This is a genomic window from Pseudomonas flexibilis, assembly GCF_000802425.1.
Lineage (GTDB): Bacteria > Pseudomonadota > Gammaproteobacteria > Pseudomonadales > Pseudomonadaceae > Serpens > Serpens flexibilis.
Window position 1 is genome coordinate 121,668 of sequence record NZ_JRUD01000007.1, and the last position, 25,974, is coordinate 147,641.

Genomic DNA, 25,974 nt, shown 5'->3' on the forward strand with positions numbered 1-25,974 from the left:
TCGTCAGACGCTCAGCCGTTGGCCCGCGCCGCGTTGCGCAGGGCGCGCACTTCGTCATGGTTGCGCAGCACGCCTTCATACTGGCGTTGCACAATGGCCCTGACGTCTTCCGGCAGTCCCTTTTCCAGGGCCTTCTGGTAGCTGCGCTTGGCGACATCCTCACCGCGCTCGCACTCGTTGAGGATCGACTCGTCATCCTTGCCGGTGATCAGCGACTTCAGATCGACCCAGCGACGGTGCAGATCGCCGCCAACGCTGGTGTCGGTTTCCGGGTTGCCGCCGCGCTGGCGGACCAGTTGCTGCAGCTCCGCCGCGGCCTCAGCGCACTGCTGCGCACGGGTATGGAACAGGCTCTTGAGCTCGGGGCGGCGGACATCCTCGGCACAGGTACGAAAGCCGGCCTCGCCGTCCTTGCAGGTTTCAATCAAGTCATTGAGTACGGAAACGGTCTGCTTGTTATCGGTCATGGTGCCTCCTGGGAAGTACGTTGCCCTTTCCCTGACTACTCGCGCGGCCGGCGGGTTCTATGCCCGGGATCACCGGTCAGTCACGTACCAGACGCAGGCGCTCGCCCACCACCATCTCGGTGATCCAGTTGACCAGGATGTTGGTGTACGACTCCTGCGCGACCCTATCGCTGAGCGAATGGTCGGCGGAATCGATGATCCGGTGGCTCAGGGAATGCGCCTGGCGGAAGGCGGTGCGATAACTCATCAGGGTCGCGTGGGGCACGTGTTCGTCATGCTCGGATTCAACTAACAGCACATCGCCGCGAAACTCGGCGCAGGCTCTCAGCGCCCGGTTGTCCGCCACCGGTATCGGATGGCTGCGGTAGTGGGCCAGGTCGGCCTTGTCCAACTGCCGCTTGGGTGTTCCCCACTGGGCGTCCCGGTAGATGGCCGGCACGCGCAAGGCCAGCCATTTGACCGGACGCAGGCTGGTGAGGATGGTCGCCAGGTAGCCGCCATAACTGGTGCCCACCACGGCGATGGCATCGGTGTCGATCGCCGGGTGACCGCGCAGGCGGTCGTAGGCGGCCACCAGGTCGCGCAGATTGTCTTCCCGCGACACCTGGCACAGGCGCGCCTCGGCACTGGCGTGGCCGCGCAGGTCAAAGGTCAGGCAGATGCAGCCGAGCCCGGCGATGCCCTTGGCGCGCGCCAGGTCGCGCTGCTGGCTACCGCCCCAGCCGTGCACGAACAGAACGCCTGGCACATGGGTGCGTGGGGTGAGGAATGTCCCTTCCATGAACTCCTGCTCCACCTGGATCTGGATCGTCTCACTTCGGGCCGTCATAGGGTTCCACCATGGCGTACTTGAGCAAAAAACCCACTTCAGCGTCCTTGCCACGGAAGATCACCGTGGCGTTGGCGGGCAACGGTTTATCCTCGAAACGCTCGAAAGACGAGGCGCGCACTGCACGCAGTCGCGGGTTGTCGATGAAGGCTTGCAGGGCGGCCACCTCGGCGCTGGTGGCGCCGCCGATGCGCCAGGATTGCTCGAGTATCCCGGCGCGCATCTGACCCTGCAGGTCGAGGCCTTGCACCGTGTCGTAGTTGCGCCGCGACGCGAAGAAACCGGGCAGCAAGGCATCCGCCGCTGCATCGAAGCAGCGGGCCTGGGCGATGGCCAGGCGCACGGGGTCGGCCAGGTCCAGCGTAAGCAGCGCGTCGTAATCGCCCTGCACCACCACCAGGTCGGAGCCGCCATAGGCAAGCTCCCCGGCATGGTCCGGCGTCACGTGCTGGGTGCCGAAGTAGCTTAGCAGCCGGCCATCAATGGATAACTGACCGACACTGAAGGTCTGGCATTCGGCCAGGTCCTGCTCGAAGACCACCCCGCCTTCCAGCATCGCGTCTCCATTTGGCTCGCCGAACCAGGCGTGCAGCTCATCCATAGCGGAGATTTTCCACTGTTCCCGGCCGCCGCTGGCCCGCGCCGCCTTGACGCGTACGGTGCCGTGCGGCAGTAGCTGGCGCACAGCCACTTCGGCATCGTACCGGGAAAACACGCTGAACCCCGGCAGCGCGCACTCGTGCACGCGGGTTGCAAAAGCCTCGCTCCAGCCTTCGGGGTGGATGGCCCGAGGCGAGACCAGCGGATGGGCGATGATCTTGCTGGCCATGAAATCCCGCTCCACATAGCCGCCGAACAGATCGTCCGGCCCGTGCACGTTGAGGGCGCGGGCCTCCTCTGGTCCCTTGAGGGTCTGAGCAGGCACCAAATAACAGCGGTGTCCGGCGTGCAGGCGCGGATCGAAGTCCCCGCCGTATTCCAGACCGCGAATGCTGGCCAGCCAGCGGGCGATGAACCGGGTGGTTTCGCGCTGGTGCCGTGGCGCCCTGGGGTTATTGATGTGGGACAGAACGATCGGCCGTGGGGTGACGGGCATGGCAGTTCTCCCTGCAAGCGGCACGAAAGAGGCTGTGCGTGAGTGAATGACCATGACGACCGGGGCCAGTTCGTCATGGACGGGTCAACGCCGACGATGGCTTGCCTATAGTCAACGGCGATCGCCCCTGGGAGTCACCACCATGCTGAATGCGGCCCTGCAGCGCTTTTCCCGCCTGGAGCTAGTGCCCTCCGCCACCCCGCTGGAACGCCTGGAGCGTCTCTCCGCCCACATGAACTGCGACATCTGGGTCAAGCGTGATGACCTCACCCCGCTGGCCATGGGCGGCAACAAGGTTCGCAAGCTCGAATACCTGGGCGCCGATGCGCTGCGGGCCGGCGCCGACTGCCTGGTGACCGCTGGAGCCATACAGTCCAATCACGTGCGCCAGACAGCCGCTCTGGCCGCCCGGCAGGGCATGGCATGCCACGCCCTCCTGGAGAATCCCCTGGGCGCGACACAGGCCTGCTACCTGGGCAATGGCAACCGACTGCTGCTGGACCTGTTCGGCGTAACGGTAGAAACGGTCGCCACGCTGGGCGATCCGGACGCCCAGCTGGAAGCGCTGGCCGAGCGCCTGCGTGCTCAGGGCAAGCGACCCTATGTGCTGCCCGTGGGCGGTTCCAATGCCTTGGGTACCCTGGGCTATGTGCGCGCCGGGTTGGAGCTGGCGCAGCAGATTCACGCCCTCGGGCTGCGCTTCGCCGCCGTGGTTGTCGCCTCCGGCAGCGCGGGGACCCAGGCAGGTCTGAGCCTGGCACTGGCCCACGAAATGCCGGAACTTCCGGTCATTGGCATCACCGTGTCGCGGCCGGCAGATGCGCAGCGCCCCAAGGTCATGGGGCTGATCGAGCGCTGCGCGGCCCTGCTGGGCGTCGATGTGCCGCACCCGCTACAGGTGCAGCTGTGGGACGAGTACCACGGCCCCTGCTACGGCGAGCCAAACGAGGGAACCCAGGCGGCACTGCACAAGCTTGCGCGGTGTGAAGGGCTGCTGCTCGATCCGGTCTACACCGGCAAGGCCATGGACGGCCTGCTCGACGGCATTGCCCTGACTCGTTTTGCAGAAGGTCCGGTGCTATTCGTACATACCGGTGGTACACCCGCCCTGTTCGCCTATCACCCCGCCGCGGGCTGAGTTTGCTCGCAAGGCCGTCTGTCATTTCAGTGTCATCACCGCGTGGGTTGGGCGAACTTCGTCCGTCAGCGCCTGCCTCACCTTCAACGCGGCCACGGGATCAAGGAAGAGCGGATCAAGTTTTTCCGCCGCTGGCCGCCAATACGGGTGTGGGTCCGTTTCTGACGGCGGCCGGGTTGCGGCAAGCGCAAGGCGGACCTCGCACCAATGGAGGTCGAATGGAAATGGACATGCATTCGCGCAACGCCACCAAGGCCCCTCCCTGGAAGGCTGTCGGTTGCCATCAGCTGGATCGGATACCGCTGATCGAATTCGACACGCTGCTACGCCCCTTCCAGCGGGCCGTGATTCTGGCGACACATCCCTTTGACGAAGTGCTTGCCTGCGGCGGTCTGCTGCAGATTCTCAGCCTGCGCGGTCATGCCCTGCAGCTGATCTCAGTGACTGACGAAGCCTATGGGCCGGACGACCTGCCGCAGGGACGCAGCGTCGCGCAAGCGCTGGAAAATTCCGACTCGCTGCGCCGCCTGGGCATTCCGCCACTGCAGATGAAATGGGTGCGCGGCCGATTTATGCCGAACCAGTTGCGCCCCGACAGCCTGCTGGACTTCCTGCTGCGCTACCTGCGCCCCGGTGACGTGGTCTTTGCCCCCTGGCGGCTGGATGGTGATCCGGACCGCGAGACAGTAGGCCGTGGTGCACACGCGGCTTGCGAAATGCTGGGGACTCGTCTGGTGGAAATGCCTATCCAGGCTTGGCAATGGGCATCCGGCGAGGATGGCAACCTGCCCTGGCGGCGTTCATGCAAGCTGGTACTTGATCATCCGACGCTGGCGCGCAAGCGCCACGCCATCAAATTCCAGACATCCGGACCGATGGACTGGCTTGCGTACCGGTCCGACGAGCGCTGGCATCTGCAACTGCATTACGAGCTGTTCATTCTCTGATCGGGCGTTGGATGCCCCTGCCAAGGAAAGGGCAACTCCGCTAGACTTGCGTTCATTTTTCCGGGCTCGCTTGCCCTTGTTGGAGTCTTCATGGAGAAGCTGAAAACCGCGCCGGCCGTGGATGCCGGACAGCTCAAGGGCCGTACTGGCCTGGCGCGTATTCTCAATGCCACCGGTTATTCGATGGCCGGGTTGAAGGCGGCCTTTACGGGGGAAGCTGCCTTCCGACAACTCGTCCTGATCAATCTGGTGCTGATCCCCCTCGCTTTCTGGCTGGATGTTACCCGCGCCGAGCGCGCCATCCTGGTAGGGGTGGTGTTTCTGGGACTGATCGTGGAAATCCTCAACTCTGCCATCGAGGCCGCGGTGGATCGCATTTCCCTGGACATTCACCCGCTGGCCAAACGCGCCAAGGACATGGGCAGCGCCGCGCAATTCCTGGCACTCAGCCTGATCGCGCTGGTCTGGAGCACCATCCTGCTCTGAGGTCGCGTCCTCGTGTGCCCGATGTCGGGCGCATGAGGCGCAACGTGGCGAAAATACGCCCATTTTTGTTAGTCCGGCGGCGAACGCTCGCCAACTACCTGACTCGTCTGTTCTGCTGAAAACCCGCGCTCACCCTTCGATACGTGCGTTCGCCGCCAAAACGGAATCATTCTCCGCCGAAATCAGGATTAGTTACGGAACCTGGCACAGGCCTTGCGAAAAGCACCCGCCCGACCGTGACCGCAGGTTCCGGCCGGAGCTCCTATCCCCAGAACAAAAAAGGAAACTCCGTGATCAAGACAGTCCTGGCCGTCTGTCTCGGCATCGCCACCCTGGCGGGTGCCGTCGAGGCGCAAGCCGATCCGATCCTCATCAAATTCTCCCACGTGGTCGCCGAAGACACCCCCAAGGGCAAGGGGGCACTGCTGTTCAAGCAACTGGTCGAAGAACGCCTGGGCGACCAGGTGCAGGTTGAGGTGTTCCATAACTCCAGTCTTTACGGCGACGCCGAAGAACTGGCCGCCCTGCGTGACAACAAGGTGCAGTTACTGGCCCCCTCGCTGGCCAAGTTCGAGACCTACACCCGCCAGCTGCGGGTCTTCGATCTACCCTTCCTGTTCGATGACCTGGACGCGGTGGACCGCTTCCAGAAGCGCGCCAAGGGGCGGCAGTTGCTGTACTCGATGGAGCAGCACGACATCCTGGGGCTGGCGTACTGGCACAACGGCATGAAGCAGCTGTCCGCCACCCGTCCGCTACGCCTGCCTGAAGACGCAGCCGGTCTGAACTTCCGTATTCAACAGTCGGAGGTTCTGGAGACCCAGTTCAATCAGGTAGGCGCGCTGACCACCCGTCTGGCCTTCTCCAAGGTGTTTGATGCATTGGCCAGCGGGCAGGTGCAGGGAGCGGAAAACCCCTGGTCCAACGTCTACAGCCAGCGCTTCCACGAAGTGCAGCCGTACATCACCGAGAGCAACCATGGCGTGCTGGATTACATGCTGGTCACCAATGCGCGCTTCTGGTACGGCATCCCGCACCGGATCCGCACGCAACTGGAAGCCATCATCGACGAGGTGAGCTATGCGGTGAACCGGGAGGCCGCCCGGCTCAATGCGCTGGACCGGCAGCGCGTGGCGGAGTCCGGGCACAGCCAGATCATCAGCCTGAGCCCTCGAGAACGCGAGGCTTGGCGGGTCGCCATGGAACCGGTGTGGAGGCATTTCGAAGCGGACATCGGCCCCGACGTGCTCAGGGCCGCGCGAGCATCCAATCTGCGCGAGGAGTAGGCCCCGTCGGCAACTAGGGTGGACAACGTGTTCCTTGTCCACCGTTACGCTGAGGTCGCGCTCCGCTGGCGGCCAGACAAAGCGATGCCCTCCTACTTCGCCGCTTTCAAGGCCGCTCGGGGTCGCTTAGTTCCCCACTTTCCCAACCACCACCCAGCGCGGCGATCAGCTGTACGCTCGCACGCAGGCGGTTGCCCAGCAGGCTCAATGCGCTGCGCTCGTTGTTCAGCGCAGCCGCCTGCACGATCACCACACTGTTGAAGTCTACGGTGCCGGCCCGGTACTGGTTCCCAATCAGACGCAAGGATTCGCGCGCGGCAGCCACGGCTTCTTGCTGCAACTGCTGCTCGCGCTCCAGCACACTCAACTCGACCAGGGCGTCCTCCACCTCCCGAAAGGCATCCAGCACCGTCTGCCGGTACTGGGCCACCGTCTGGTCGTAGGCCGCCTCGGCCCGTTCCAGCTCGGCGCGCCGGGCACCTCCATCGAACAGCTCCAGGGCCAACGCCGGTCCCAGGGACCAGTAGCGATTCGGCAGACTGATCCAGTCGGCAAAGCTGCTGCTGCGGTAACCGCCCAGCGCTGAAAGGCTGAGATCGGGGAACCAGGCGGTCTTCGCCACGCCGATGTCGGCGTTGGCTGCCATCACGCTGCGCTCGGCCGAGGCCACGTCCGGGCGACGTTCCAGTAGTTGCGACGGCAGCGCCGGCGGAATATTCGGCAATGCGGGGAGCCCGGTGCGAGCGACAATCGAGAAGCCGGCGGGCGGCAGACCGATCAGCACGGCGATCGCATGCTCCAGCTGGGCGCGCTGCCATTCCAGATCGACAGCCTGGGCCTGGGTGCTTTTCAGCTGGGTCAGCGCCTGGCTGACGTCGGATTTCGGCACGATGCCGGCACGGTACTGGTTTTCGGTCAGGCTCAGCGATCGCTGGTAGGCCTCCAGCGTGGCTTCCAGCAGGCGGCGCTGCTCATCGAGCACGCGCAACTGCAGGTAGTTCTGCACCAGTTCGGTCTGCAGGCTGAGCCGCGCGGCGGCCAGGTCCGCCTGGCTGGCCTGGGCGCTGGCGCGTTCCGACTCCAGGGTGCGACGCAGCCGGCCCCACAGGTCCAACTGCCAGTTCAGGCCCAGATTGGCATCGTAGGAATCCCGTCGACTATCTGACGTCACGCCTTGCTGGGAGCCCGACCCGATGGAGCTGCGCCCGACCTCGGCGCCGGCGCTGACGGTCGGATAGAAGGCTGCGCGCGCGCCGCGTACCAGTGCGCGCGCCTGACGATACTGCGCCTCGGCAGCCGCCAAATTCTGGTTGGACACGTTCAGGCGCTCGACCAGCGCATCCAGCTCCCAGTCGTCGTACAGCGACCACCAGGCACCGCGCTCCAAGGCATCGGCGGGGGCTGCCGGCTTCCAGCCCTGCACCTGGCGGTACTGCTCGGGTACGTCCAGTTCGGGACGCTGGTAATCGGGACCCAGGGCACAGGCGCTAAGGCTGCTGGTCAGCAGGGCGAGGGTCAGAAGTCGAAAGGAAGCGTTCATCAGGCGGCATCCACTGCGGTGTGCACGCGCCGGCGGCCGAAGCGCTGGCGCAGGCGGTCGAAATACAGGTACACCACCGGCGTGGTGTACAGGGTAAGCAACTGGCTGAGCAGCAGTCCGCCGACGATGGCCAGGCCCAGCGGCTGGCGCATCTCGCCGCCTTCGCTGCTGTCCAGCAGCAGCGGCACGGCGCCAAGGATGGCCGCCAGAGTGGTCATCAGGATCGGCCGGAAGCGCAGCAGGCAGGCCTCGCGGATAGCGGCCAGCGAGTCGCGCCCCTCGCGTTCCAGCTGCAGGGCCAGGTCGATCATCAGGATGGCGTTCTTCTTGACGATGCCGATCAGCAGGAACAGGCCGAGCAGCGAGATCAGGCTGAACTGACCGCCGGTGAGCTGGATGGCCAGCAGCGCGCCGACCCCGGCCGAGGGCAGTGTGGAGAGGATGGTCAGCGGGTGCACGTAGCTCTCGTAGAGCACGCCCAGCACGATGTAGACGATCACCAGGGCGCCGAGAATCATCAGCGGCTGGCCCTGCTGGGTCTGCTGCAGCATGCCGCCGGTGCCACCGATCAACCCCTGCACCTCGGTGGGCAGGCCGACCCGCGCCACCGCCTCGTTGATTGCCGCCACGGCCTGATCGGCGCTGTAACCCGGCGCCACCGAGTAGCCGATGCTCTCCGCGGCGAACTGGCTCTGGTGGCTGACGCGATCCTCTTCCAGGCTACGCTCCCAGGAGGAAAAGGCCGACAGCGGCACGCGGCTGCCATCGGCGGCGATCACCTGCACCCGGTCCAGGGCTTCCGGATGCTGGGCATAGCGCGGATCGATCTCCATCACCACGCTGTACTGGTTGAGGGTGTCGTAGATGGTGGAAATCTGCCGCTGGCTGAAGGCGTTGTTCAGCACGCTGGTCACCATGGCCATGTCCACGCCCAGGCGCTTGGCGGTTTCGCGATTCACCTGCAGGGTGATCTGCTGGGCGCCCTCGCCCTCGCTGGCATCGATATCGGTGAGCTGTGGCAGCGCGCGCAGGGCTTCGCGCACCCGGGGCAGCCAGATACGCAGGTCATCCAGGTCGCTGGCCAGCAGCACGAACTCGTTTTCCGTGCTGCGCTGGCGGCCGCCGATCTGCAGGTCCTGGTTGACCATCATGAACAGCCGCGCGCCGGGGATCTTCGGCAGCTCGCGACGCAGGCGATCGACCACCGCCTGCGCGCCGATGCGCCGTTCGGCCAGCGGTTTGAGGCGCACCATCATGAAGGCGTTGTTGATACCGCCACTGCCACCGATGAAGCCGGCCACGCTTTCCACCGCCGGGTCGGTCAGCACCGCCTGGCGAAACTGTTCCATCTTCGGCTGCATGACCTGGAAGGACAGGCCGTCATCACCGCGGATCATGCCCATCAGCAGGCCGGTGTCCTGCTGCGGCAGGAAGGTCTTGGGCACCGCCACGTAGAGATAGACGTTCAGCGCGATGGTGCCCAGCAGCAGGAGCAGCATCAGACGGGTGTGGCGCAACGCCCAGTCCAGGCTGCGCGCATAGCCGGCAAGCACCCTGCCCTGCAGGTGCTTGCCGGCACGTTGCAGGCGCCCCGGTTCGCGGGATGACTCGGCCTTGAGCCAGCGTGCGCAGAGCATCGGCGTGAGGGTCACCGAGACCAGCAGGGAAATCAGGATGGCCGCTGCCAGGGTCAGCGAGAACTCGCGGAACAGCCGCTCGACGATGCCACCCATGAACAGGATGGAGATGAACACCGCGACCAGCGACAGGTTCATCGACAGCAGGGTAAAGCCCACCTCCTTGGCCCCCTTGAGCGCGGCGGGCAGTGGCCTTTCGCCGTTCTCGATATGCCGGGCGATGTTCTCCAGCACCACGATGGCGTCGTCGACCACCAGACCGGTGGCGACGATCAGCGCCATCAGCGACAGGTTGTTCAGCGAAAAGCCCCACAGGTACATGGCCGCGAAGGTGCCGATCAGCGACACCGGCACCGCCAGTGCCGGAATCAGCGCCGCCCGCCAGTGGCCGAGGAAGGCGAATACCACCAGGATCACCAGCCCCACGGCGATCAGCAGGGTGCGTTCGGCCTCGCGCAGGGTGGCGCGGATCACCGACGAACGTTCCATCGCCACGTCCAGCTCGAGGCTGGCGGGAATCACCGCACGCAGCGCCGGCAACTGGGCGTTGATGGCTTCGATCGTCTCCAGGATGTTGGCACCGGCCTGGCGGTTGATCACCACCAGCACGGCTTCCCGGTCGTTGTAGAAGCCGCTGTTGTAGCGGTCCTCTACCGCATCGCGCACGCTGGCCACGTCGCCCAGGCGAATCGCCGCGCCGTCCTGGTAGCGAATGATCAGGGGGATGTACTCGGCGGCCGTGCGCAGCTGGTCGTTGGCCTGGATCTGCCAGTGGCGCCGGTCGTCCGCGACGGCGCCCTTGGGGCGCTGCTGATTGGCGTCGGCGATGGCCCGGCGCACCTCGTCCAGGGCCACGCCGTACTGGTCCAGCAACCGGGGCTGCAGCTCGATGCGCACCGCCGGCAGCGAGCTGCCGCCGACCTGCACTTCGCCCACCCCAGGCACCTGGGAGAGCTTCTGGCCGACGATGGAGCTGGCGATGTCGTACAGCTCGCCCTGCCCCAGCACCGGTGAGGTGAGCGACAGCACCATGATCGGCGCCTGGGCGGGGTTGATCTTGTTGTAGGTGGGCATGCTGCGCATGCCGCTGGGCAGCAGCGGCCGCGCCTCATTGATGGCCGCCTGCACCTCGCGGGCGGCGGCGTTGATGTCACGGTCCAGGTCGAACACCAGGATGATGCGGGTGTTGCCCTGACTGCTGCGGCTGGTCATCTCGTTGATGCCGGCGATGCCGCCCAGCGCCCGCTCCAGCGGCGTGGCCACGGTCGAGGCCATGATCTGCGGACTGGCGCCCGGCAGGCTGGCCTGCACGGTAATGGCCGGGAAATCCATGTTCGGCAGCGGCGACACCGGCAGCAGGCCGAAGCTCAGCGCGCCGACCAGCAGGATGGCCAGGCTGATCAGCAGCGTGGCCACCGGCCGGACGATGAACGGCGCCGAAAGGTTCATGAACGGGCGCCGTCCGCGGCGACTCCCGCCGCGCTACGCCCGGTGAGGCGCCGGCTCAGGCGGTCGAAGTACAGGTAGATCACCGGCGTGGTGAACAGGGTCAGCAACTGGCTGAGCAGCAGGCCGCCGACCAGCACCAGACCCAGCGGCTGGCGCAGCTCCGCGCCCGAGCCGGTGGCGAACATCAGCGGAATGGCGCCGAACAGCGCGGCCAGGGTGGTCATCAGGATCGGCCGGAAGCGCAGCAGCGCCGCCTGGTGGATGGCGGCCTGCGGCGCCATGCCCTGATTGCGCTCCGCCTCCAGCGCGAAGTCGATCATCATGATGGCGTTCTTCTTGACGATGCCGATCAGCAGGATGATGCCGATGATGGCGATCAGCCCCAGGTCGTTGCCGGTGAGCAGCAACGCCAGCAGCGCGCCGACCGCCGCCGACGGCAGCGTGGAGAGGATGGTGATCGGGTGGATGTAGCTCTCGTAGAGCACGCCGAGCACGATGTACATGGTCACGATGGCCGCCAGGATCAGCAGCAGCGTGCTGGACAGCGAGGCGCGGAAGGCCTGCGCGGCGCCCTGGAACTGGCGAACGATGCCGGCCGGCAGACCGATGTCCTGTTCGACCTGCTCGATCACCGCCACCGCTTCGCCCAGGGACACGCCCGGCGCCAGGTTGAAGGACAGGGTCACCGCCGGAAACTGGCCGATGTGGTTGATGAGCAGCGGCGTGGCCCGCTCTTCGAGGCGCACCAGCGCCGACAGCGGCACCTGGCCGCCGTCGCGGGTGGCCAGGTGCACCTGGCGCAGCGCCTGGGGCCCCAGTCGGTCGGCGCCGGCGGTTTCCAGCACCACGCGGTACTGGCTGGCCTGGGTGTAGATGGTGGAGATCTGCCGCTGGCCGAAGGCGTCGTACAGGGCATCGGTGATGTCCGCGACACTGATGCCCAGCCGCGCGGCGACATCGCGATCGATATCCAGGAACAGCTGCAGCCCCCGGTTCTGCAGGTCACTGGCCACGTCACTCAGCTCGGGGCGTGCGCGCAGGGCTTCGACCAGCCGCGGCGTCCACTCCTCCAGCAGGGCGTCATCCGGCGATTCCAGGCTGAACTGGAACTGGGTGCGGCTGACCCGGTCCTCGATGGTCAGGTCCTGCACCGGCTGCAGGTACAGCTCGATGCCGGGAATCGCCGCCAGCTGCGGACGCAGCCGCTCGATCACCTGGCTGGCGTTCACGTCGCGTTCGGTGTGCGGGATCAGGTTGATCAATAACCGGCCGCTGTTCAGGGTCGGATTGTCGCCATCCACGCCGATGTACGAGGACAGGCCGGCCACTGCCGGGTCCCGCAGGATCACCTCGGTCAGGCGCTGCTGGCGCTCGCTCATGGCCTGGAAGGAAATGCTCTGCGGCGCCTCGGAAATGCCCTGGATCAGGCCGGTGTCCTGCACCGGGAAGAAGCCCTTGGGCACCACCAGATACAGCAGCACGGTCAGGCCCAGGGTGGCGACGGCCACCAGCAGGGTCAGCGGCTGATGACGCAGCACCCAGTGCAAGCCTCGGTCGTAGGCGGCGATCATGCGGTCGATGACGTCGCCGGCGGCGCGGTAGAAGCGCCCCTGGTCGTCCTCGCGCTCCTGGCGCAGGAAACGCGCGCACATCATGGGCGTGAGGGTCAGCGATACCACCAGCGAAATCAGGATGGCCACCGCCAGGGTGATGGCGAACTCGCGGAACAGACGTCCCACCACGTCTTCCATGAACAGCAGGGGAATCAGCACGGCGATCAGCGAGAAGGTCAGCGAGATCAGCGTGAAGCCGATCTGTTTCGCACCCTTGAGCGCGGCCTGCAGCGGTGTTTCGCCCTCCTCCAGATGGCGGGCGATGTTCTCCAGCATGACGATGGCGTCGTCCACCACGAAGCCCGCCGCCACGGTGAGCGCCATCAGGGTCAGGTTGTTGATGGAGAAGCCCGCCAGGTACATGACCGCGAAGGTGCCGATCAGCGACAAGGGCACGGCGATGGAGGGTATCACCGTGGCCGCCAGCCGACGCAGGAACAGGAAGGTGACCAGCACCACCAGGCACACCGCCAACAGCAGCTCGAACTGCACGTGGCTGACGGCGGCGCGAATGGTCTGGGTGCGGTCGGTGAGCACCGTCACGTCCAGGTTGGCCGGCAGGCTGGCGCTGATCTGCGGCAGCAACTGCTGGATGCGGTCGACCACCTCGATGACGTTGGCACCCGGTTGGCGCTGGATGTTAAGCAGCACCGCGCCATTGCGGTTGGCCCAGGCGGCCAGGCGTTCGTTCTCGGCGCCGTTGACGATGCTGGCCACGTCCTTCAGGCGCAGGGCGGCGCCGTTCTGGTAGCTGAGGATCAGCTCGGCGTATTCCTCGGCGGAGCGCAGCTGGTCGTTGGCATCCAGCTGCGACACGCGGGTCGGGCCGTCGAAGTTGCCCTTGGGCTGGTTGACGTTGGAGGCACCGATCAGCGCGCGCACATCGGCGAGGTTCAGCCCGTAGGCGGCCAGCGCCTCGGGATTGACCCGGATACGCACCGCCGGCCGCTGGCCGCCGGCCAGGCTGACGAGGCCGACACCGCTGATCTGCGCCAGTTTTTGCGCCATGCGGGTGTCCACCAAGTCATGCACCCGGTATAGCGGCATACTGGGCGAGGTGATGGCCAGGGTCATCACCGGGGTGTCCGCCGGGTTGACCTTGTTGTACACCGGCGGGGACGGCAGGTCGTTGGGCAGCAGGTTGCTGGCCGCGTTGATGGCGGCCTGCACTTCCTGTTCAGCGACATCCAGTTCGACGTCCAGGCTGAAGCGCAGGGTAATTACAGAGGCGCCGCCTGAGCTGGTCGAGGACATCTGCTCCAGGCCGGGCATCTGGCCGAACTGGCGCTCCAGCGGCGCAGTCACCGCGCGGGTCATCACCTCGGGACTGGCGCCCGGATACAGCGTCATGACGCGGATGGTCGGGTAGTCCACCTCCGGCAGCGCGGAAACCGGCAGCAGCCGGTAGGCGATCAGTCCACTGAGGAAGATGGCCACCATCAGCAAGGTGGTGGCTACCGGACGCAGGATGAAGGGCCGCGAGATGTTCATGCGTCGCGCTTGGCGGTGGCCGCCGGCAAGCTCTCGATCACCTGCACGGGCGAACCGTCGCGCAGGCGGTCGGTGCCTTCCAGCACCAGGCGCTCGCCGGGCTGCACCCCGGCCTCGATGAGCGTCAGCTCACCACTGCTGGGCCCTGCGGTGACCTGGCGCAGCTCGACGGTGTCGCCCTCGCCCACTACATAGACGAAGGTGCCGCGCGAACCGTATTGCAGCGCTGCGGCGGGAATCAGCAGAGCCTGTTGGCGGGTGCTGACCCGCAGGCGCACATTGACGAACTGGTTGGGAAACAGGCGCTGGTCGGCATTGGCGAAGCGGGCCTTGAGACGCAGGGTGCCGGTGGCCGTGTCGATCTGGTTGTCGAGGCTTGCCAGTTGCCCTTGCGCCAACACCTCGCGCTCGGCGCGGTCCCAGGCTTCGACGTTCAGCGTTCGCCCGGCACGCAGTTGCTCCAGCACCGGGGGCAGCTCGCCCTCCGGCAGGGTGAAGCTGACCGCGATGGGCTCGGTCTGGGTGATGCTGACCAGCACGGTGCTGTCATTGCTGGTCAGTAGGTTGCCCAGATCCACCTGGCGCAGGCCGAGGCGTCCGGAAATCGGCGCGCGGATCTGGGTGAAGTCCAGGTTCAGGCGGGCTTCCTCGACGCTGGCCTGCTGAACCTTGAGCTGTCCCTGGTACTGGGCGACCAGCGCCTGCTGGGTGTCCAGGGTCTGGCGGGCGATAGAGTCTTCCTGGTACAGGCCCTCATAACGGGCCAGGTCGATCTCGGCATTCTTCAGCTGGGCGCGGGTCTGCTGCAGCTGACCTTCGGCCAGGCGCAGCGCCGTCTCGTAGGGACGCGGATCGATCACCGCCAGCAGATCGCCGGCCTTGACGCGTTGGCCTTCTTCGAACAACACCTTGACCAGCTCACCGCCCACCCGCGTCCGTACGTTCGCGGTGTTGTACGCGGTGACCGTGCCCAGCGCGCGCAGCTCGATGGGGAAGTCACCCCGGGTCACCGGCGCGACGCGTACCGGCACCGGGCCGCCGAAACCGAAGCGTGCCGGGCCGGCGCCGGGGCCACCCAGTCCACCCGCACCGGTCGTGGCCTTGCCGGCGGGCCACAACCACCAGGCCAGCAGCACGAGCAGAACCAGCAACACCAGCAGCCCGCCACGGCGGAGGTTGCGCGACAGGGTGGAAGGAGACTCGGACATGACGGATTGCGCCTGGGACAAATCGAATGGCCGCACGATAAGGATTGAGCAAGCGCCTGCAAAGGCTCTTTACCGCAGTTTTACCTGCGGCGGGCGCGGGGAATTGTAAGGAGGGGTGAATCGAGGGAAAAAAGCGCCCCGACCAAGCGGGGCGCGGGTGACTCAGCGCAGTACCGCCAGCGCGGCCTGGTAGTCGGGCTCCTGGCCGATTTCCGGAACCAGCTCGCTGTGCAGGACCTTGTCCTGCTCGTCCAGCACCACCACGGCACGGGCAGTCAGGCCGACCATCGGACCATTGGCGATGGCGACGCCATAGTCCTGCAGGAACTCACGACCGCGCATCGTGGACAGGCTGACCACGTTCTGGATGCCTTCGGCACCGCAAAAACGCTTCTGGGCGAACGGCAGGTCGGCGGAAATGCACAGCACCACGGTGTTCTGCAGGCTGGAAGCCTCGGTGTTGAACTTGCGCACCGAGGTGGCACAGGTCGGCGTGTCGATGCTCGGGAAGATGTTCAGCACCTTGCGCTTGCCGGCGAAGCTGGCCAGGGTGACGTCGGCCAGGTCAGTACCGACCAGGCTGAACGCCGGCGCCTGCTGACCGGGCTGCGGCAGGTTGCCGGAAATCTCGATGGGGTTGCCACGCATGGTCACTTGAGCCATTTGCTTGATCCTTCTGGTGGGATTGGGGGATTGCCAGGCTGGCAATTTAAGCATGGCAGCGCCCGGATCACACCCGGACGGCTGCCTGCTTGGCGAAATACTCCCGGGTCAGGCGCACCACTACCGGGCTCAGTAGCAGCAGCGCGACCAGGTTGGGAATGGCCATCAGCCCATTAAGGGTATCGGCTACTAGCCAGGTGAAGTCCAACTGGGTCAGCGCGCCGATCGGCACCGCCAGCACCCAGACCACCCGGAACGGCCAGATGGCGCGCGTTCCCATCATGAACTCCCAGCATTTCTCGCCGTAGAAGCTCCAGCCCAGGATGGTGGTGTAGGCGAAGGTGACCAGCGCCAGGGTCAGCAGCGCGCCGCCGAAACCCGGCATCGCCGACTCGAAGGCCGCAGCGGACAGCGCCGCCCCGCTCACCCCGCTGGTCCATACGCCGGAGCAGATGATGGCCAGGCCGGTCATCGAGCAGACGATGATGGTGTCGATGAACGTGCCCAGCATGCCGATCAGGCCGGAGCGCACCGCGTTGTCGGTGGTGCCTGCCGCCTGGGCGATGCCCGCGGTACCGAGGCCGGCCTCGTTGGAGAAGATCCCGCGCGCCACGCCATAGCGGATAGCTGCCATGACGGCTGCGCCGGCAAAGCCGCCGGTAGCGGCGATGGGGCTGAAGGCATGCTCGATGATCAGGGCGAAGGCGGCCGGGATGGCGTCCAGGTTGACGATCAGCACCACCAGCGCGGCCAGCACATAGGCCACGCACATGAACGGTACCAGGGCTGCCGCCACCATACCGATGCGACGGATGCCGCCGAGGATCACCAGGCCGGTCAGCAGCATGGCAGCCAGGCCGGTCACCCACAGGGGCACGCTGAACGTGGTTTCCAGCGCGTGCGCCATGCTGTTGACCTGCACCATGTTGCCGATACCGAAACCGGCCAGTCCGCCGAACAGCGCGAAGGCCCCGCCCAGCCAGGCCCACTTGCGGCCCAGGCCATTGCGGATGGCATACATGGGGCCGCCAACGTGCTCGCCCCGTGCGTCCTTCTCGCGGTAATGCACAGCCAGTACCACTTCGCAGTACTTGGTGGCCATACCCACCAGCGCGGTCATCCACATCCAGAACAACGCACCGGGGCCGCCCAGGAAGATCGCGGTGGCCACACCGGCGATGTTGCCGGTACCCACGGTCGCCGCCAGGGTGGTCATCAGCGCCTGGAACGGGCTGATCTCGCCAGTGCCCTCCTCGCCCTTCGCCCGCCCCTGCCACATCAGTCGGAAACCGGGGCCGATCTGCCGCAGCGGCATGAAGCGCAGGTACAGCATCAGGAAGAAGCCTGTGCCCAGAATCAGCACCAGCATCGGCGGACCCCAGACAAGGCCGTTCAATTGATTGACCAGGTTCTGTATCGCTTCCATAGCGTTATCCTTCTTTTTCGACCGGGGAAGAATCGTGTGAATGTCGGCAATCGGCAAGAATTTTCGTGTCGTTTAGCCATCAATCCATCAAAAATCCCGCCGGTAGAAGATGTCGAGGGAGCTGGCCAATCCACTGGCCGCCTCCAGGAAAACCCGGCGGCTGAGACGATAGCGCAGGGACAGGGTGTTCACGGAATCGAACACGCCGACACCGTAGCTGAGGGTCAGGCGGTCGGACAGGCGCCCGCTGGCCACCACGCTTGTCTGGGCGCCACTGCCCTCGGTTTCCAGCAGAAAATCCTTGATGCCCAACTGGCGCGCGATGTTGCCGGTGATACCGGCGCTGCCGGCAAGGCCCAGTCCGATGGCGGCCTGGGCCAGCAAGGCGCCGTCACCCGCACCGTCATCGCCGCTGCCCAGCGGGCGCCCCAGTACCAGATAGGACAGCGCCTGCTCCTGCGCCATGGCCGGCTCGGAAAAGACCTCGACGCGGGGCGCCGCGGCGCTGCCGGTGATACGCAGGCCGGCCACCACGTCATCGACCCGGCGGATAGCCTCCACATCCAGGAACGGCTGGTCGATGGGCCCGACGAACAGCAAGCGAGCCCGTCGGATGGTCAGGCGTTGCCCATAGGCCCGGTAACGGCCCCGCGTCAGGGCCAGTTCGCCCCGGGTATCCAGCTGGTCGCCGATATGCACATCGCCGGCCACCTGGGCGGTGAGGCCGAAGCCTGAGAAGTTCAGCTCCTCCTGACCGACTACCACGGTGATGTCCATGCGCATCGGCAGGCCCTCGCCCTTCTCGGCGGGCTCCTCGCCGACCAGCACCACATCCGGCGAGACCTTCACGGTGGAGGGCGGCAGCTCGCGGATGGTGATGTCGCCACGCGGCACCGCAAGGCGCCCGCTGAGCGACAGGCCCTGGGCGGTGAGGGCGATGCGCAGGTCCGGCTCCACTTCCAGTTCGGCGTACGGCGGCACCACCACCGACAGGCGGGTGCCGGATAGGCGGATGTCCGCCGCGGGGCGGTCCTGCCAGGTCAGCCAGCCGGCGATTCGCCCTGAGCCGCTAGCACCGCTGCGCCAGTTACCGTCCAGATCCATGCGCTGGCCGCTGATGGTTGCCAGCACCTGGAGGTTCTCCAGGCTGGTCGGCAGCTCCCCCCCGGCCACCAGACCTTCGGTGAGCCGCAGCTGTCCGGTCACTTGCGGCGCCTGCAACGTCCCGCCCAGGCGCCCGTTACCGTTGATCTGGCCCTCCAATTGCCCCACCTGAGGCACGAAGGGACGGGCGACCGCCAGGTTCAGGCCTCGCAGGGTGAAGGTGCCCGCCAGCGGCTTTTCTTCCCCGCGCGGATCAATGCGGGCCTCAAGCTGCAACTCGCCCAGTTGTCCCCCATTGAAGCGGGCCTGCAGATCCACCTGCTCCGGTCGCAGCATGCTGTCCAGGCGCAGTGCCTGATAGGGGAAATCGACCCACTCCTCCTCTTCGCGAAGCCGCAGAACCCCTTGCCCGGCATCCAGCCGAACCTGGCCACGCGGCCCGCCTTCCGGCAGCTCCAGTTCCAGGTAGCCGTTCAGCTCGCCCTGCCACTGGAAATCATCGGGCAGCCAGCGCGCCAGGCTGGCCAGGTCGAAGTCGCGCAACTGGTAGCGCAGGCTCGGCTCCGGCATCAGCCGCTGCTCGCCCTCCCCGCACAGGCTGGCAGCGCCCGAACGCCAGCATTGCGCCCCGAGCACCAGGCGACCGTCCGCAAAACGCTCCAGGGTTGCAGGCGCCTGCAACCGCCAGCGTTGCTCCTGTGCCGACAGCTGCGCCTCCTCGAGCCGCCCCTGCCAGTGCCAGCCCGCGTCGCTCTGGGCCAGGCGCCCGGACAGACCCAGTTTGGCCTCCAGCACATCGCCGGTCAGTTGCAGCGCCACTGCCTGGGTATCCAGATCGCCGTTTCCAGTCAGCGTCAGGCGCCCCCAGTCGGTGTCACCGCTGCGCAAGCCTTCAGCGACGAGGTCGAGGCGGGTCTGGTTGCGCTCGATCAGATTGCCGCGGACATTCAGGCTGTCGACGAACGTTTCACCGTAACCCAAGCGGCGTCCGGCGAGGCTGAGCACTCCCCGTGGCTGTTGCCGCGTGCCGCTCAGGTCAAGGTGGCCCTGTACGGCGCCCCTGAGCTCCGGCCACAACTGGTCGAGACGCGGCAGGGCCAGCTGCAGCTCGGCCGCCAGTTCGCTGCTCAGCAGGCCACGGCCCTGAACACGGTTGTCGCCCAGTTGCACCTCCAGGCGCGGCAGCACCCAGCGCTCACCCTCCACCCGGCCCTGCAGTGCCAGGGTGGTCGGCAGGCGGCGCAGCTCGCCGTCGAGCTGTAGATCAGCTTCGGCCTCGAGGTGGCCGTCCTGCAGTTGCCCCTGGCTGACCAGGCTGCCGTCGAGATTCCCCGGCAGCTCGGCCACCCAGTAGGCAGGGTTCAGCGCGGAAAGCACCAGGCGCGTATTCCAGCGGATGGCGTCGGCAAATCCGAGGCTCAGCTGGCCCGCGGCGCTGCCCTGCCCGGCGTCCAGGCGCAGGGATGGCAGGTGCACTTCACCAAGGTTGCCGCTCACCGGGCTGGACAGGCTGAACGGCCCTGCCGGGCCGTCGAGATCGCTGCTGAAGTTACCCAGGTAACTGCCATCCAGATAACTGAGATCGGCGTCCAGGCGCCGCAGCGTCACCGGCGGCGGCTCCATGGGATACAGGCGCAGCCAGGGAAAATCCCGCCATTGCAGGTGGGCTTCGGCGCTCAGCGCCTCGCTCCAGTCGAGCGAGCCCTCCAGTTGCACGGACTGCTCGCCGCCGGCCTGCAGGCGCACTTGATTGATCTGCGCACCCGTGGCGCTCACCAGAGCGTTGAGCACCAGGGCGACCGGCCCCTCATCAGCGGGCAGCTGCGCGCCGCCCGTGATGCGGTAGCCGGCGTCCAGCGCGCCTTCGGCCTGCAGGCGAACCTGATTGAGCATCAGGGTGTCGGGTAGCGCGCTACTGGCCTTGAAGCCGCTGGCAGTCAGCAGCAGACTGGCGGGCAGATCGGGTTGCAGCGGCTGGACGTTGCCCTCCAGGCGCCCCTGCAGGTAGCCGCCGCTGTCGACGACCAGGCGCAACCTGCCCTGCAGTTCGCCTTCTGCCTGCAGGGCCAGGGCCCAGGGACGATCATCAGGCGCGGGCAGGATCAGGTTGCCGTTGAGCTGTACGGGCCACTGGCCGCTCGGCTTGACATGCCCCGTAGCGACCAGCCGCAATGCGTCCCCCTGCGCCACCCGCAGCGTTTCGATGCGCAGGCCCTGTTCGTTCCAGTTGGCGCTCAGCTGCAGGTCATGCAGCAGCTCGTTGCCGTTGAGCGACAGGTTGCCGATGGCCGCCTGGCGCAGCTCGATGCGCAAGGGCAGGTTCAGCTCCGGTAGCTGAACGGCCTGCGGTTCGCGTGGGGCTTCCTCGGCAGACGGCGGGAAGACCAGCTGCACGTCCTCGGCACCGAGGTGCTTGATGCACAGGCGCAGCTGGAACAGGCAGCGAAGCGACCAGTCCAGGCGAGGTGCGACCAGGGTGACGTGCTGGTCGTCCTGCCGCCATTCCACATGATTGGCCCGCCAGCTGCCGCCCAGACGGCCCTCGAAGCCCTCAACCTGCAGACCTGGCACCTGGCCCAGCACCCAGCGACTGCCGGCAGTCGTACCCAGCACCATGGCAACCGCCAGGGCAAGCAACAGCAGACAGATCAGCAGAGCCAGCAGGCTCCCCTTGACTACGCGATTCACAACTCAGGCCCCATGGAGAAGTGCAGGCGCACGCCACCCGTGCCGTCCAGCGGATGCGCCAGGTCCAGACGCAGCGGGCCGACCGGCGACACCCACCGCACCCCGAAACCCACCCCGCTCTTCAGCGAGGGAATCTCCAGCGAATTGAAGGCGTTGCCATGGTCGGCGAAAGTCGCCAGGCGCCAGGTCGGTGTCAGGGCGAACTGGTACTCGCCACTGACCGCCAGCATGTAGCGGCCACCGACGCGGTCGCCCCGGGAGTTGGTGGGCGACAGGCTCTGGTAGTCGTAGCCGCGCACGCTCTGGTCACCGCCAGCGAAGAAGCGCAGCGACGGCGGTACCGAGGCGTAGTCGTCGGTTTCAGTGCCGCCGACCTGCACGCGGCCGAGAAAGCGGTGCCGTTCGGCCAGGGTGATCAAGCCGCGCAGGCCGACTTCGCCACTCACCACACTGGCATCCGAACCGAGGCCTTCCTGGGCACCGGCCAGCTCGAACTGCACCCGGTAGCCACGGCTGGGGTCGAGCCGGTTGTCGCTCTTGAGATAGGAGTAGGCAATGCCGGGCATCAACAGCGTACTGATGCCCGAATCATCACCCAGCCGATATTCCTCATGCTGCCATTTGAGCGACAGCACGCGCTGCCAACCGTTGGGGCGCCGGCTGTGCCACTCCGGGCCGACGGTGATCAGCTTGCTCAGGCTATCGGTATCGGCCAGTTCCTCGTACTGGTAGCCGCCCGCCAGGCGCAGCTTGTCGGTGAGCGGCTTGTCGCCCGGCATGTCATACCAGAGCCCGACGTTCTGCCGCGGGGCGGACCACTCGGTGTCGATGCCATAGCTGTGGCCTTGGGGATTGCGCCAATGGCGGGTCCACTCGAAGCGCCCCCGCGGGCCGACGTCCGTGGAATAGCCCAGGCCCACACCGAAGGTGCGTGGCTTGCGGGTATCCAGGCGCACCTCCACCGGGATCTCGCCGGCCTGCGCCAGGCTGGGCGCGGCGTCCACGCGGATGCTCTCGAAGTAGCCGCTGCCCTGCAGATTCTGGTGCAGCTCGGCGATCAGTTCGCTGTCGTAGGGCGTACCCGGCTCGAAGGGCAGCATGCGTCGCAGCAGCTGATCCTCGAAGGGGTATTCGCCCGTGAAGGTGATGTCGCCGAAACGATGACGCTCGCCGCTCTGGTAGATCAGTTCGATGTCCGCATGGCCCGCGACCGGGTCCACCAGGATGCGCTGCTGCACAAAGCGTCCGGCAAAGTAACCGAAGCGCGCCGACTGGCTTTCGATGCGGCCCTTCACCGCCTCGTAATCACCGTGGTTGAGCACCTGCCCCGGGCGCAGGCGCTCCAGATCGGGCTTTTGGAAACCCGCCTGACTGGCGGCGGGACCTTCGATGCGCACCGTGACATTGCGCAGGCGCACCGGCTCGCCGGCATCGATGCGTACCGTCAGGCGCGGCGTCGCGGAGGTGCTCACCTCGGTGCGAATCTGCGCACGGTAGTACCCCAGCGCTTCGGCGGCCTGGCGCGCCTGCGCGCCGGCAATGCGGCTCAGACGCATCAGTTCGTCACGGTCCTTGCCATCCAGCTCGCCGATGTAACCCTCGACGTTCGCCTTGAGGTCCGGGTTCTGCGGGGTGATGCGCACGCGCAGCTGGTCGGCCAGCGCGGGTCCTGCCAGCAGGTACAGCAGCAGGCTCCATCCTGCTCCATGCCGCCTCATCGGGGACCATAAGACCACAGGCTCGATTTCTCCGCGAAAGGTATCAGCCGCGCGCTATCCGGAGACGCCAGCCAGGGGTTGGGGATTGGGGTGGAAGAATACATGTTCTCGCACCGGGCCGACGGCCACCTCGCCGATTTCCCGGTAGCCGTTGCGCCGGTAGAAGTCCAGATACTGCTGGTTGCCGGTATCCAGCACGATGCCATGCGACTGACTGTCCTGGGCGCACCAGTCATGTAGCGCGGCCAGCAGCCGCTCGCCATAGCCGCGGCCCTGGTAGTCGGGCAGCACCCCGAGCAGTGGCAGCAGATGATGGGGGCCGGTCGGCACGCAGGCCATCACCGCCTCATGGAATTCCAGATAGCGGCGTGTGGCCCGGCGCCCCGCGCCCAGCAGCATGCGCAGCCGCCAACCCCAGCTTTCCGTCACTTCCAGCCGCCGCTCCGGCGGGGCGACCAGGGCGATGCCGATCAGCCGGTCGTTCTGCACCAGCCCCAGCGCCGGGCGGTGCTCGGCGATGTGATTGCGCAACAGCTCGCGCAACGTGGTGCGCAGCCGGTGGTCGTAGCCAGGGCGGCTGGCGTCCATCAGCCAGCGAAAGGTCGGATCGTTGCGGTACGCCCTGAACAGCAACGAGGCGGCTTCCGGGCCATAGCTGCTGTCCAGCAGGCAGACCTCGGCGGATTCGGCGGCTTGGCTGGCAGACATGCGGTCTCACTCCTTGGTCGGTTCTGCTGCGACCCTAGCAGCGGGCTCGGGTGGCCGCCAGAAGGCCCCTTGGGCTAGCATCGCGTTTTTCACTCGGGGCCTGCCGTCATGAAGTTCGTTTCGTTCAACATCAATGGCCTGCGCGCCCGACCGCACCAGTTGGAGGCGCTGATTGAGAAGCATCAGCCCGATGTGATCGGCTTGCAGGAGACCAAGGTGTCCGACGAGCAGTTCCCGCTGGAGGCGGTCCAGGCGCTGGGCTACCACGTGCATTTCCACGGGCAGAAGAGCCATTACGGCGTGGCCCTGCTGTCGCGTCAGGCACCGCTGACCGTCTTCAAGGGCTTCCCCTGGGACGGCGAGGAGTCGCAGCGGCGCCTGATCGGCGGCAGCTTCGCGATGGCCGACGGGCAGATCGTCCATGTGCTCAACGGCTATTTCCCCCAGGGCGAGAACCGCGACCATCCTGTGAAGTTTCCCGCCAAGACGCGCTTCTATGCCGACCTGCAGCGACTGCTCGAAGAACAGTACCGCCCCGACCAGCCGCTGGTGGTCATGGGCGACTTCAACATCTCGCCGCAGGACTGCGATATCGGCATCGGCGCGGAGAATGCCAAACGCTGGCTGCGTACCGGCAAGTGCAGCTTCCTGCCCGAGGAGCGCGAGTGGATGGAGCGCCTGAAGGCGTGGGGCCTGGTAGACAGCTTCCGGCAGCTGCACCCCGAGGTGCATGACCGTTTCAGTTGGTTCGACTATCGCAGTCGCGGCTTCGAGGACGATCCGCGTCGCGGCCTGCGCATAGACCTGGTCCTGGCCTCGAAGGCCCTGGAAAGTCGCTTCCGGGACGCCGGCGTCGACTACGACCTGCGCGGCATGGAAAAACCGTCCGACCATGCGCCGATCTGGCTGGAAATCGCCTGATACGAACCGGTTCGCACCCGCGCCGCTTGTCACTGCGCTGTAACGCAACCGTCATCTGGCGACTCTAGCCTTGCGCGGCATCATCCTGCCGGAGTCGCCGCATGTCGCTGTTGCGTGCCTTGCTTGCCGTTTCGCTGATTTCCGGTTGCGCGCTGAGCGTCGCCAGTCCGCAGCCCGCCACCCTGCTGAGTATCCAGGGCTCCAATACCGTTGGCGCTGCCCTGGCGCCGGCCCTCATCGAGGGGCTGTTCCGCCAGCAGGGTTTCAGCGTCATCACCCGCCGGCCGGGGCGACAGGAGAACGAACAGACGATACAGGCGCGCAAGCCCGACGGAAGCTGGGTCGGCATCGCGGTCGCCGCCCATGGCTCCAGCACCGGCTTTCGGGCGTTACGCGAAGGCAGTGCCCAGCTGGCAGCGTCGTCTCGACCGGTGAAGGACAGCGAGGTGGATGCGCTCGCCGGTCGCGGCGACCTGCGCTCGGCAGCCGCCGAGCAGGTCATCGCGATCGATGGCCTGGCCATCATCGTGCACCCTACCAATCCGCTACGTACCCTGGATGTGGATCAACTGGCAGCGCTGTTCTCCGGGGAGCTGCGTTCCTGGCGGCAGCTGGGCGGCGCGGATGCGCCGGTGCGCCTGTATGCCCGCGATGACCAGTCCGGCACCTACGACACCTTCAAGGAACTGGTGCTAGTGCCCCAGGGCAGACAACTGGACGCGGCCGCGCAGCGCTTCGAATCGAATGATCGGCTGGCCGAGGCCGTGCTGGCCGATCCCCAGGGGATCGGCTTCGTCGGCCTGGCCTCCGTGGGCAGAACCCGCGCCCTGGCCATTTCCGCCGGCGGCGCCCAGGCACTGCTGCCCAGCCCGGACAGCATCGCCACGGAGGATTACCCGCTGGCCCGTCGCCTGTTCCTGTACCGAGCACCGGACGACAACAACCCCTGGGCGCAGGCACTGATCGATTTCGCCCAGAGTGCCGAGGGCCAGCGCATCGTCGAGCAGGTGGGCTTCATCGGTCAGGCCGTGCGCGCCATCCCGGTCGAGGCGCACGCCGACCTGCCCGGCGACTATCGCCAACTGGCGCAAGCCGGCCGACGCCTGTCGGTCAATTTCCGTTTCCAGGAAGGCAGCGCCCAGCTGGACAACAAGGCGGTGCGTGACCTGCTGCGCGTGCGCGACTATCTGGACGCCCACACCGGTGACGATGCACAACTGGTCCTGGTGGGGTTCGGCGATGCCAAGAGCGACCCGAGCCGCGCCCGCCTGCTCTCGCGCCTGCGGGCCGAGACGGTGCGCCGCGCGCTGTCGCGCCTCGGCGTGACTCATACCCAGGTCCTGGGCATCGGCGACGACCTGCCGGTGGCCGACAACCAGGCCGAATCCGGGCGCATCCGCAACCGGCGGGTGGAGGTGTGGGTTCGCTGAATCCCACCGTTGCAGACGGCAGCGGACAGGCTTAGGCTATGCGCCGCACTGACGCCGGGCCCCTCTGGCGGTGGGTTTCCCACCGCGATGTCGGAGTCAGCTGTTTCCGACAATCCGATGCTGGAGGGC

General features: G+C 66.5%; 18 protein-coding genes. 6 read left to right on the plus strand and 12 right to left on the minus strand.

Annotated elements, in window-relative coordinates; genetic code table 11:
* Window positions 1–11 precede the first annotated feature (11 nt).
* The 3 genes from SF06_RS05735 to SF06_RS05745 form a co-directional block, all read right to left on the minus strand.
* Entirely contained in the window at window positions 12–467 is a 456-nt protein-coding gene (locus SF06_RS05735; protein ID WP_027590331.1) for a PA2169 family four-helix-bundle protein, read from the minus strand.
* 76 nt (window positions 468–543) lie between these two features.
* A complete protein-coding gene (locus tag SF06_RS05740) occupies window positions 544–1,296 on the minus strand; it encodes an alpha/beta hydrolase family protein (protein WP_027590332.1) in 753 nt (250 codons plus the stop codon).
* The gene (locus SF06_RS05745) at window positions 1,280–2,392 is read right to left on the minus strand and encodes a DUF3182 family protein (protein WP_039560282.1); all 1,113 of its coding nucleotides are present in this window, start codon (window positions 2,390–2,392) and stop codon (window positions 1,280–1,282) included. Before SF06_RS05745 ends, SF06_RS05740 begins: the two co-directional genes overlap by 17 nt.
* A gap of 142 nt (window positions 2,393–2,534) precedes the next feature.
* On the opposite strand from SF06_RS05745, the gene SF06_RS05750 reads away from it, so the two are divergent.
* The 4 genes from SF06_RS05750 (at window position 2,535) to SF06_RS05765 (ending at window position 6,249) form a co-directional block, all read left to right on the plus strand.
* Window positions 2,535–3,530 carry a D-cysteine desulfhydrase gene (locus tag SF06_RS05750; RefSeq protein ID WP_039560283.1) on the plus strand — a complete coding sequence of 332 codons (996 nt, stop codon included), beginning with the start codon at window positions 2,535–2,537 and terminating at the stop codon, window positions 3,528–3,530.
* Between the two features lie 230 nt (window positions 3,531–3,760).
* Window positions 3,761–4,477, plus strand: a complete 717-nt coding sequence (locus SF06_RS05755) for a PIG-L deacetylase family protein (protein WP_162172922.1) — start codon at window positions 3,761–3,763, stop codon at window positions 4,475–4,477.
* 90 nt (window positions 4,478–4,567) lie between these two features.
* A complete protein-coding gene (locus SF06_RS05760) occupies window positions 4,568–4,963 on the plus strand; it encodes a diacylglycerol kinase (RefSeq protein ID WP_051587413.1) in 396 nt (131 codons plus the stop codon).
* A 290-nt stretch (window positions 4,964–5,253) separates the two neighbouring features.
* Entirely contained in the window at window positions 5,254–6,249 is a 996-nt protein-coding gene (locus SF06_RS05765) for a DctP family TRAP transporter solute-binding subunit (protein WP_437123591.1), read from the plus strand.
* Between the two features lie 106 nt (window positions 6,250–6,355).
* On the opposite strand, the gene SF06_RS05770 is transcribed toward SF06_RS05765, so the two are convergent.
* The 9 genes from SF06_RS05770 to SF06_RS05810 all read right to left on the minus strand — a co-directional run bounded on the left by SF06_RS05770 (window position 6,356) and on the right by SF06_RS05810 (window position 23,494).
* Window positions 6,356–7,789 (minus strand): efflux transporter outer membrane subunit, encoded by a 1,434-nt coding sequence (locus tag SF06_RS05770; RefSeq protein WP_039560284.1) that lies wholly within the window; start codon window positions 7,787–7,789, stop codon window positions 6,356–6,358.
* On the minus strand, window positions 7,789–10,875 hold the full coding sequence (locus SF06_RS05775; RefSeq protein ID WP_039560285.1) for an efflux RND transporter permease subunit: 3,087 nt from the start codon (window positions 10,873–10,875) through the stop codon (window positions 7,789–7,791). Before SF06_RS05775 ends, SF06_RS05770 begins: the two co-directional genes overlap by 1 nt.
* A complete protein-coding gene (locus SF06_RS05780; RefSeq protein WP_039560286.1) occupies window positions 10,872–13,979 on the minus strand; it encodes an MdtB/MuxB family multidrug efflux RND transporter permease subunit in 3,108 nt (1,035 codons plus the stop codon). The genes SF06_RS05775 and SF06_RS05780 overlap by 4 nt, the downstream gene beginning before the upstream one ends.
* A complete protein-coding gene (locus tag SF06_RS05785) occupies window positions 13,976–15,187 on the minus strand; it encodes an MdtA/MuxA family multidrug efflux RND transporter periplasmic adaptor subunit (protein WP_051587502.1) in 1,212 nt (403 codons plus the stop codon). The genes SF06_RS05780 and SF06_RS05785 overlap by 4 nt, the downstream gene beginning before the upstream one ends.
* A gap of 162 nt (window positions 15,188–15,349) precedes the next feature.
* Window positions 15,350–15,850 carry a thiol peroxidase gene (tpx, locus tag SF06_RS05790; protein ID WP_027591342.1) on the minus strand — a complete coding sequence of 167 codons (501 nt, stop codon included), beginning with the start codon at window positions 15,848–15,850 and terminating at the stop codon, window positions 15,350–15,352.
* Window positions 15,851–15,917: 67 nt separating this feature from the next.
* Entirely contained in the window at window positions 15,918–17,276 is a 1,359-nt protein-coding gene (locus SF06_RS05795) for an alanine/glycine:cation symporter family protein (protein WP_027591341.1), read from the minus strand.
* An 87-nt stretch (window positions 17,277–17,363) separates the two neighbouring features.
* Complete coding sequence (locus SF06_RS05800; RefSeq protein ID WP_039560287.1) at window positions 17,364–21,068, minus strand: translocation/assembly module TamB domain-containing protein; 3,705 nt, start codon at window positions 21,066–21,068, stop codon at window positions 17,364–17,366.
* On the minus strand, window positions 21,065–22,786 hold the full coding sequence (locus SF06_RS05805; protein WP_027591339.1) for an autotransporter assembly complex protein TamA: 1,722 nt from the start codon (window positions 22,784–22,786) through the stop codon (window positions 21,065–21,067). The genes SF06_RS05800 and SF06_RS05805 overlap by 4 nt, the downstream gene beginning before the upstream one ends.
* Window positions 22,787–22,840: 54 nt before the next feature.
* Window positions 22,841–23,494: a GNAT family N-acetyltransferase gene (locus SF06_RS05810; protein ID WP_027591338.1), complete on the minus strand. Its 654-nt coding sequence runs from the start codon at window positions 23,492–23,494 to the stop codon at window positions 22,841–22,843.
* A gap of 108 nt (window positions 23,495–23,602) precedes the next feature.
* Here SF06_RS05810 and xthA point away from each other — a divergent pair, with 108 nt between their 5' ends.
* Both xthA and SF06_RS05820 read left to right on the plus strand, forming a co-directional pair.
* Complete coding sequence (gene xthA / locus SF06_RS05815; protein WP_027591337.1) at window positions 23,603–24,415, plus strand: exodeoxyribonuclease III; 813 nt, start codon at window positions 23,603–23,605, stop codon at window positions 24,413–24,415.
* Between the two features lie 101 nt (window positions 24,416–24,516).
* The gene (locus SF06_RS05820) at window positions 24,517–25,845 is read left to right on the plus strand and encodes a substrate-binding domain-containing protein (RefSeq protein ID WP_052199726.1); all 1,329 of its coding nucleotides are present in this window, start codon (window positions 24,517–24,519) and stop codon (window positions 25,843–25,845) included.
* The last annotated feature ends 129 nt before the right edge of the window (window positions 25,846–25,974 follow it).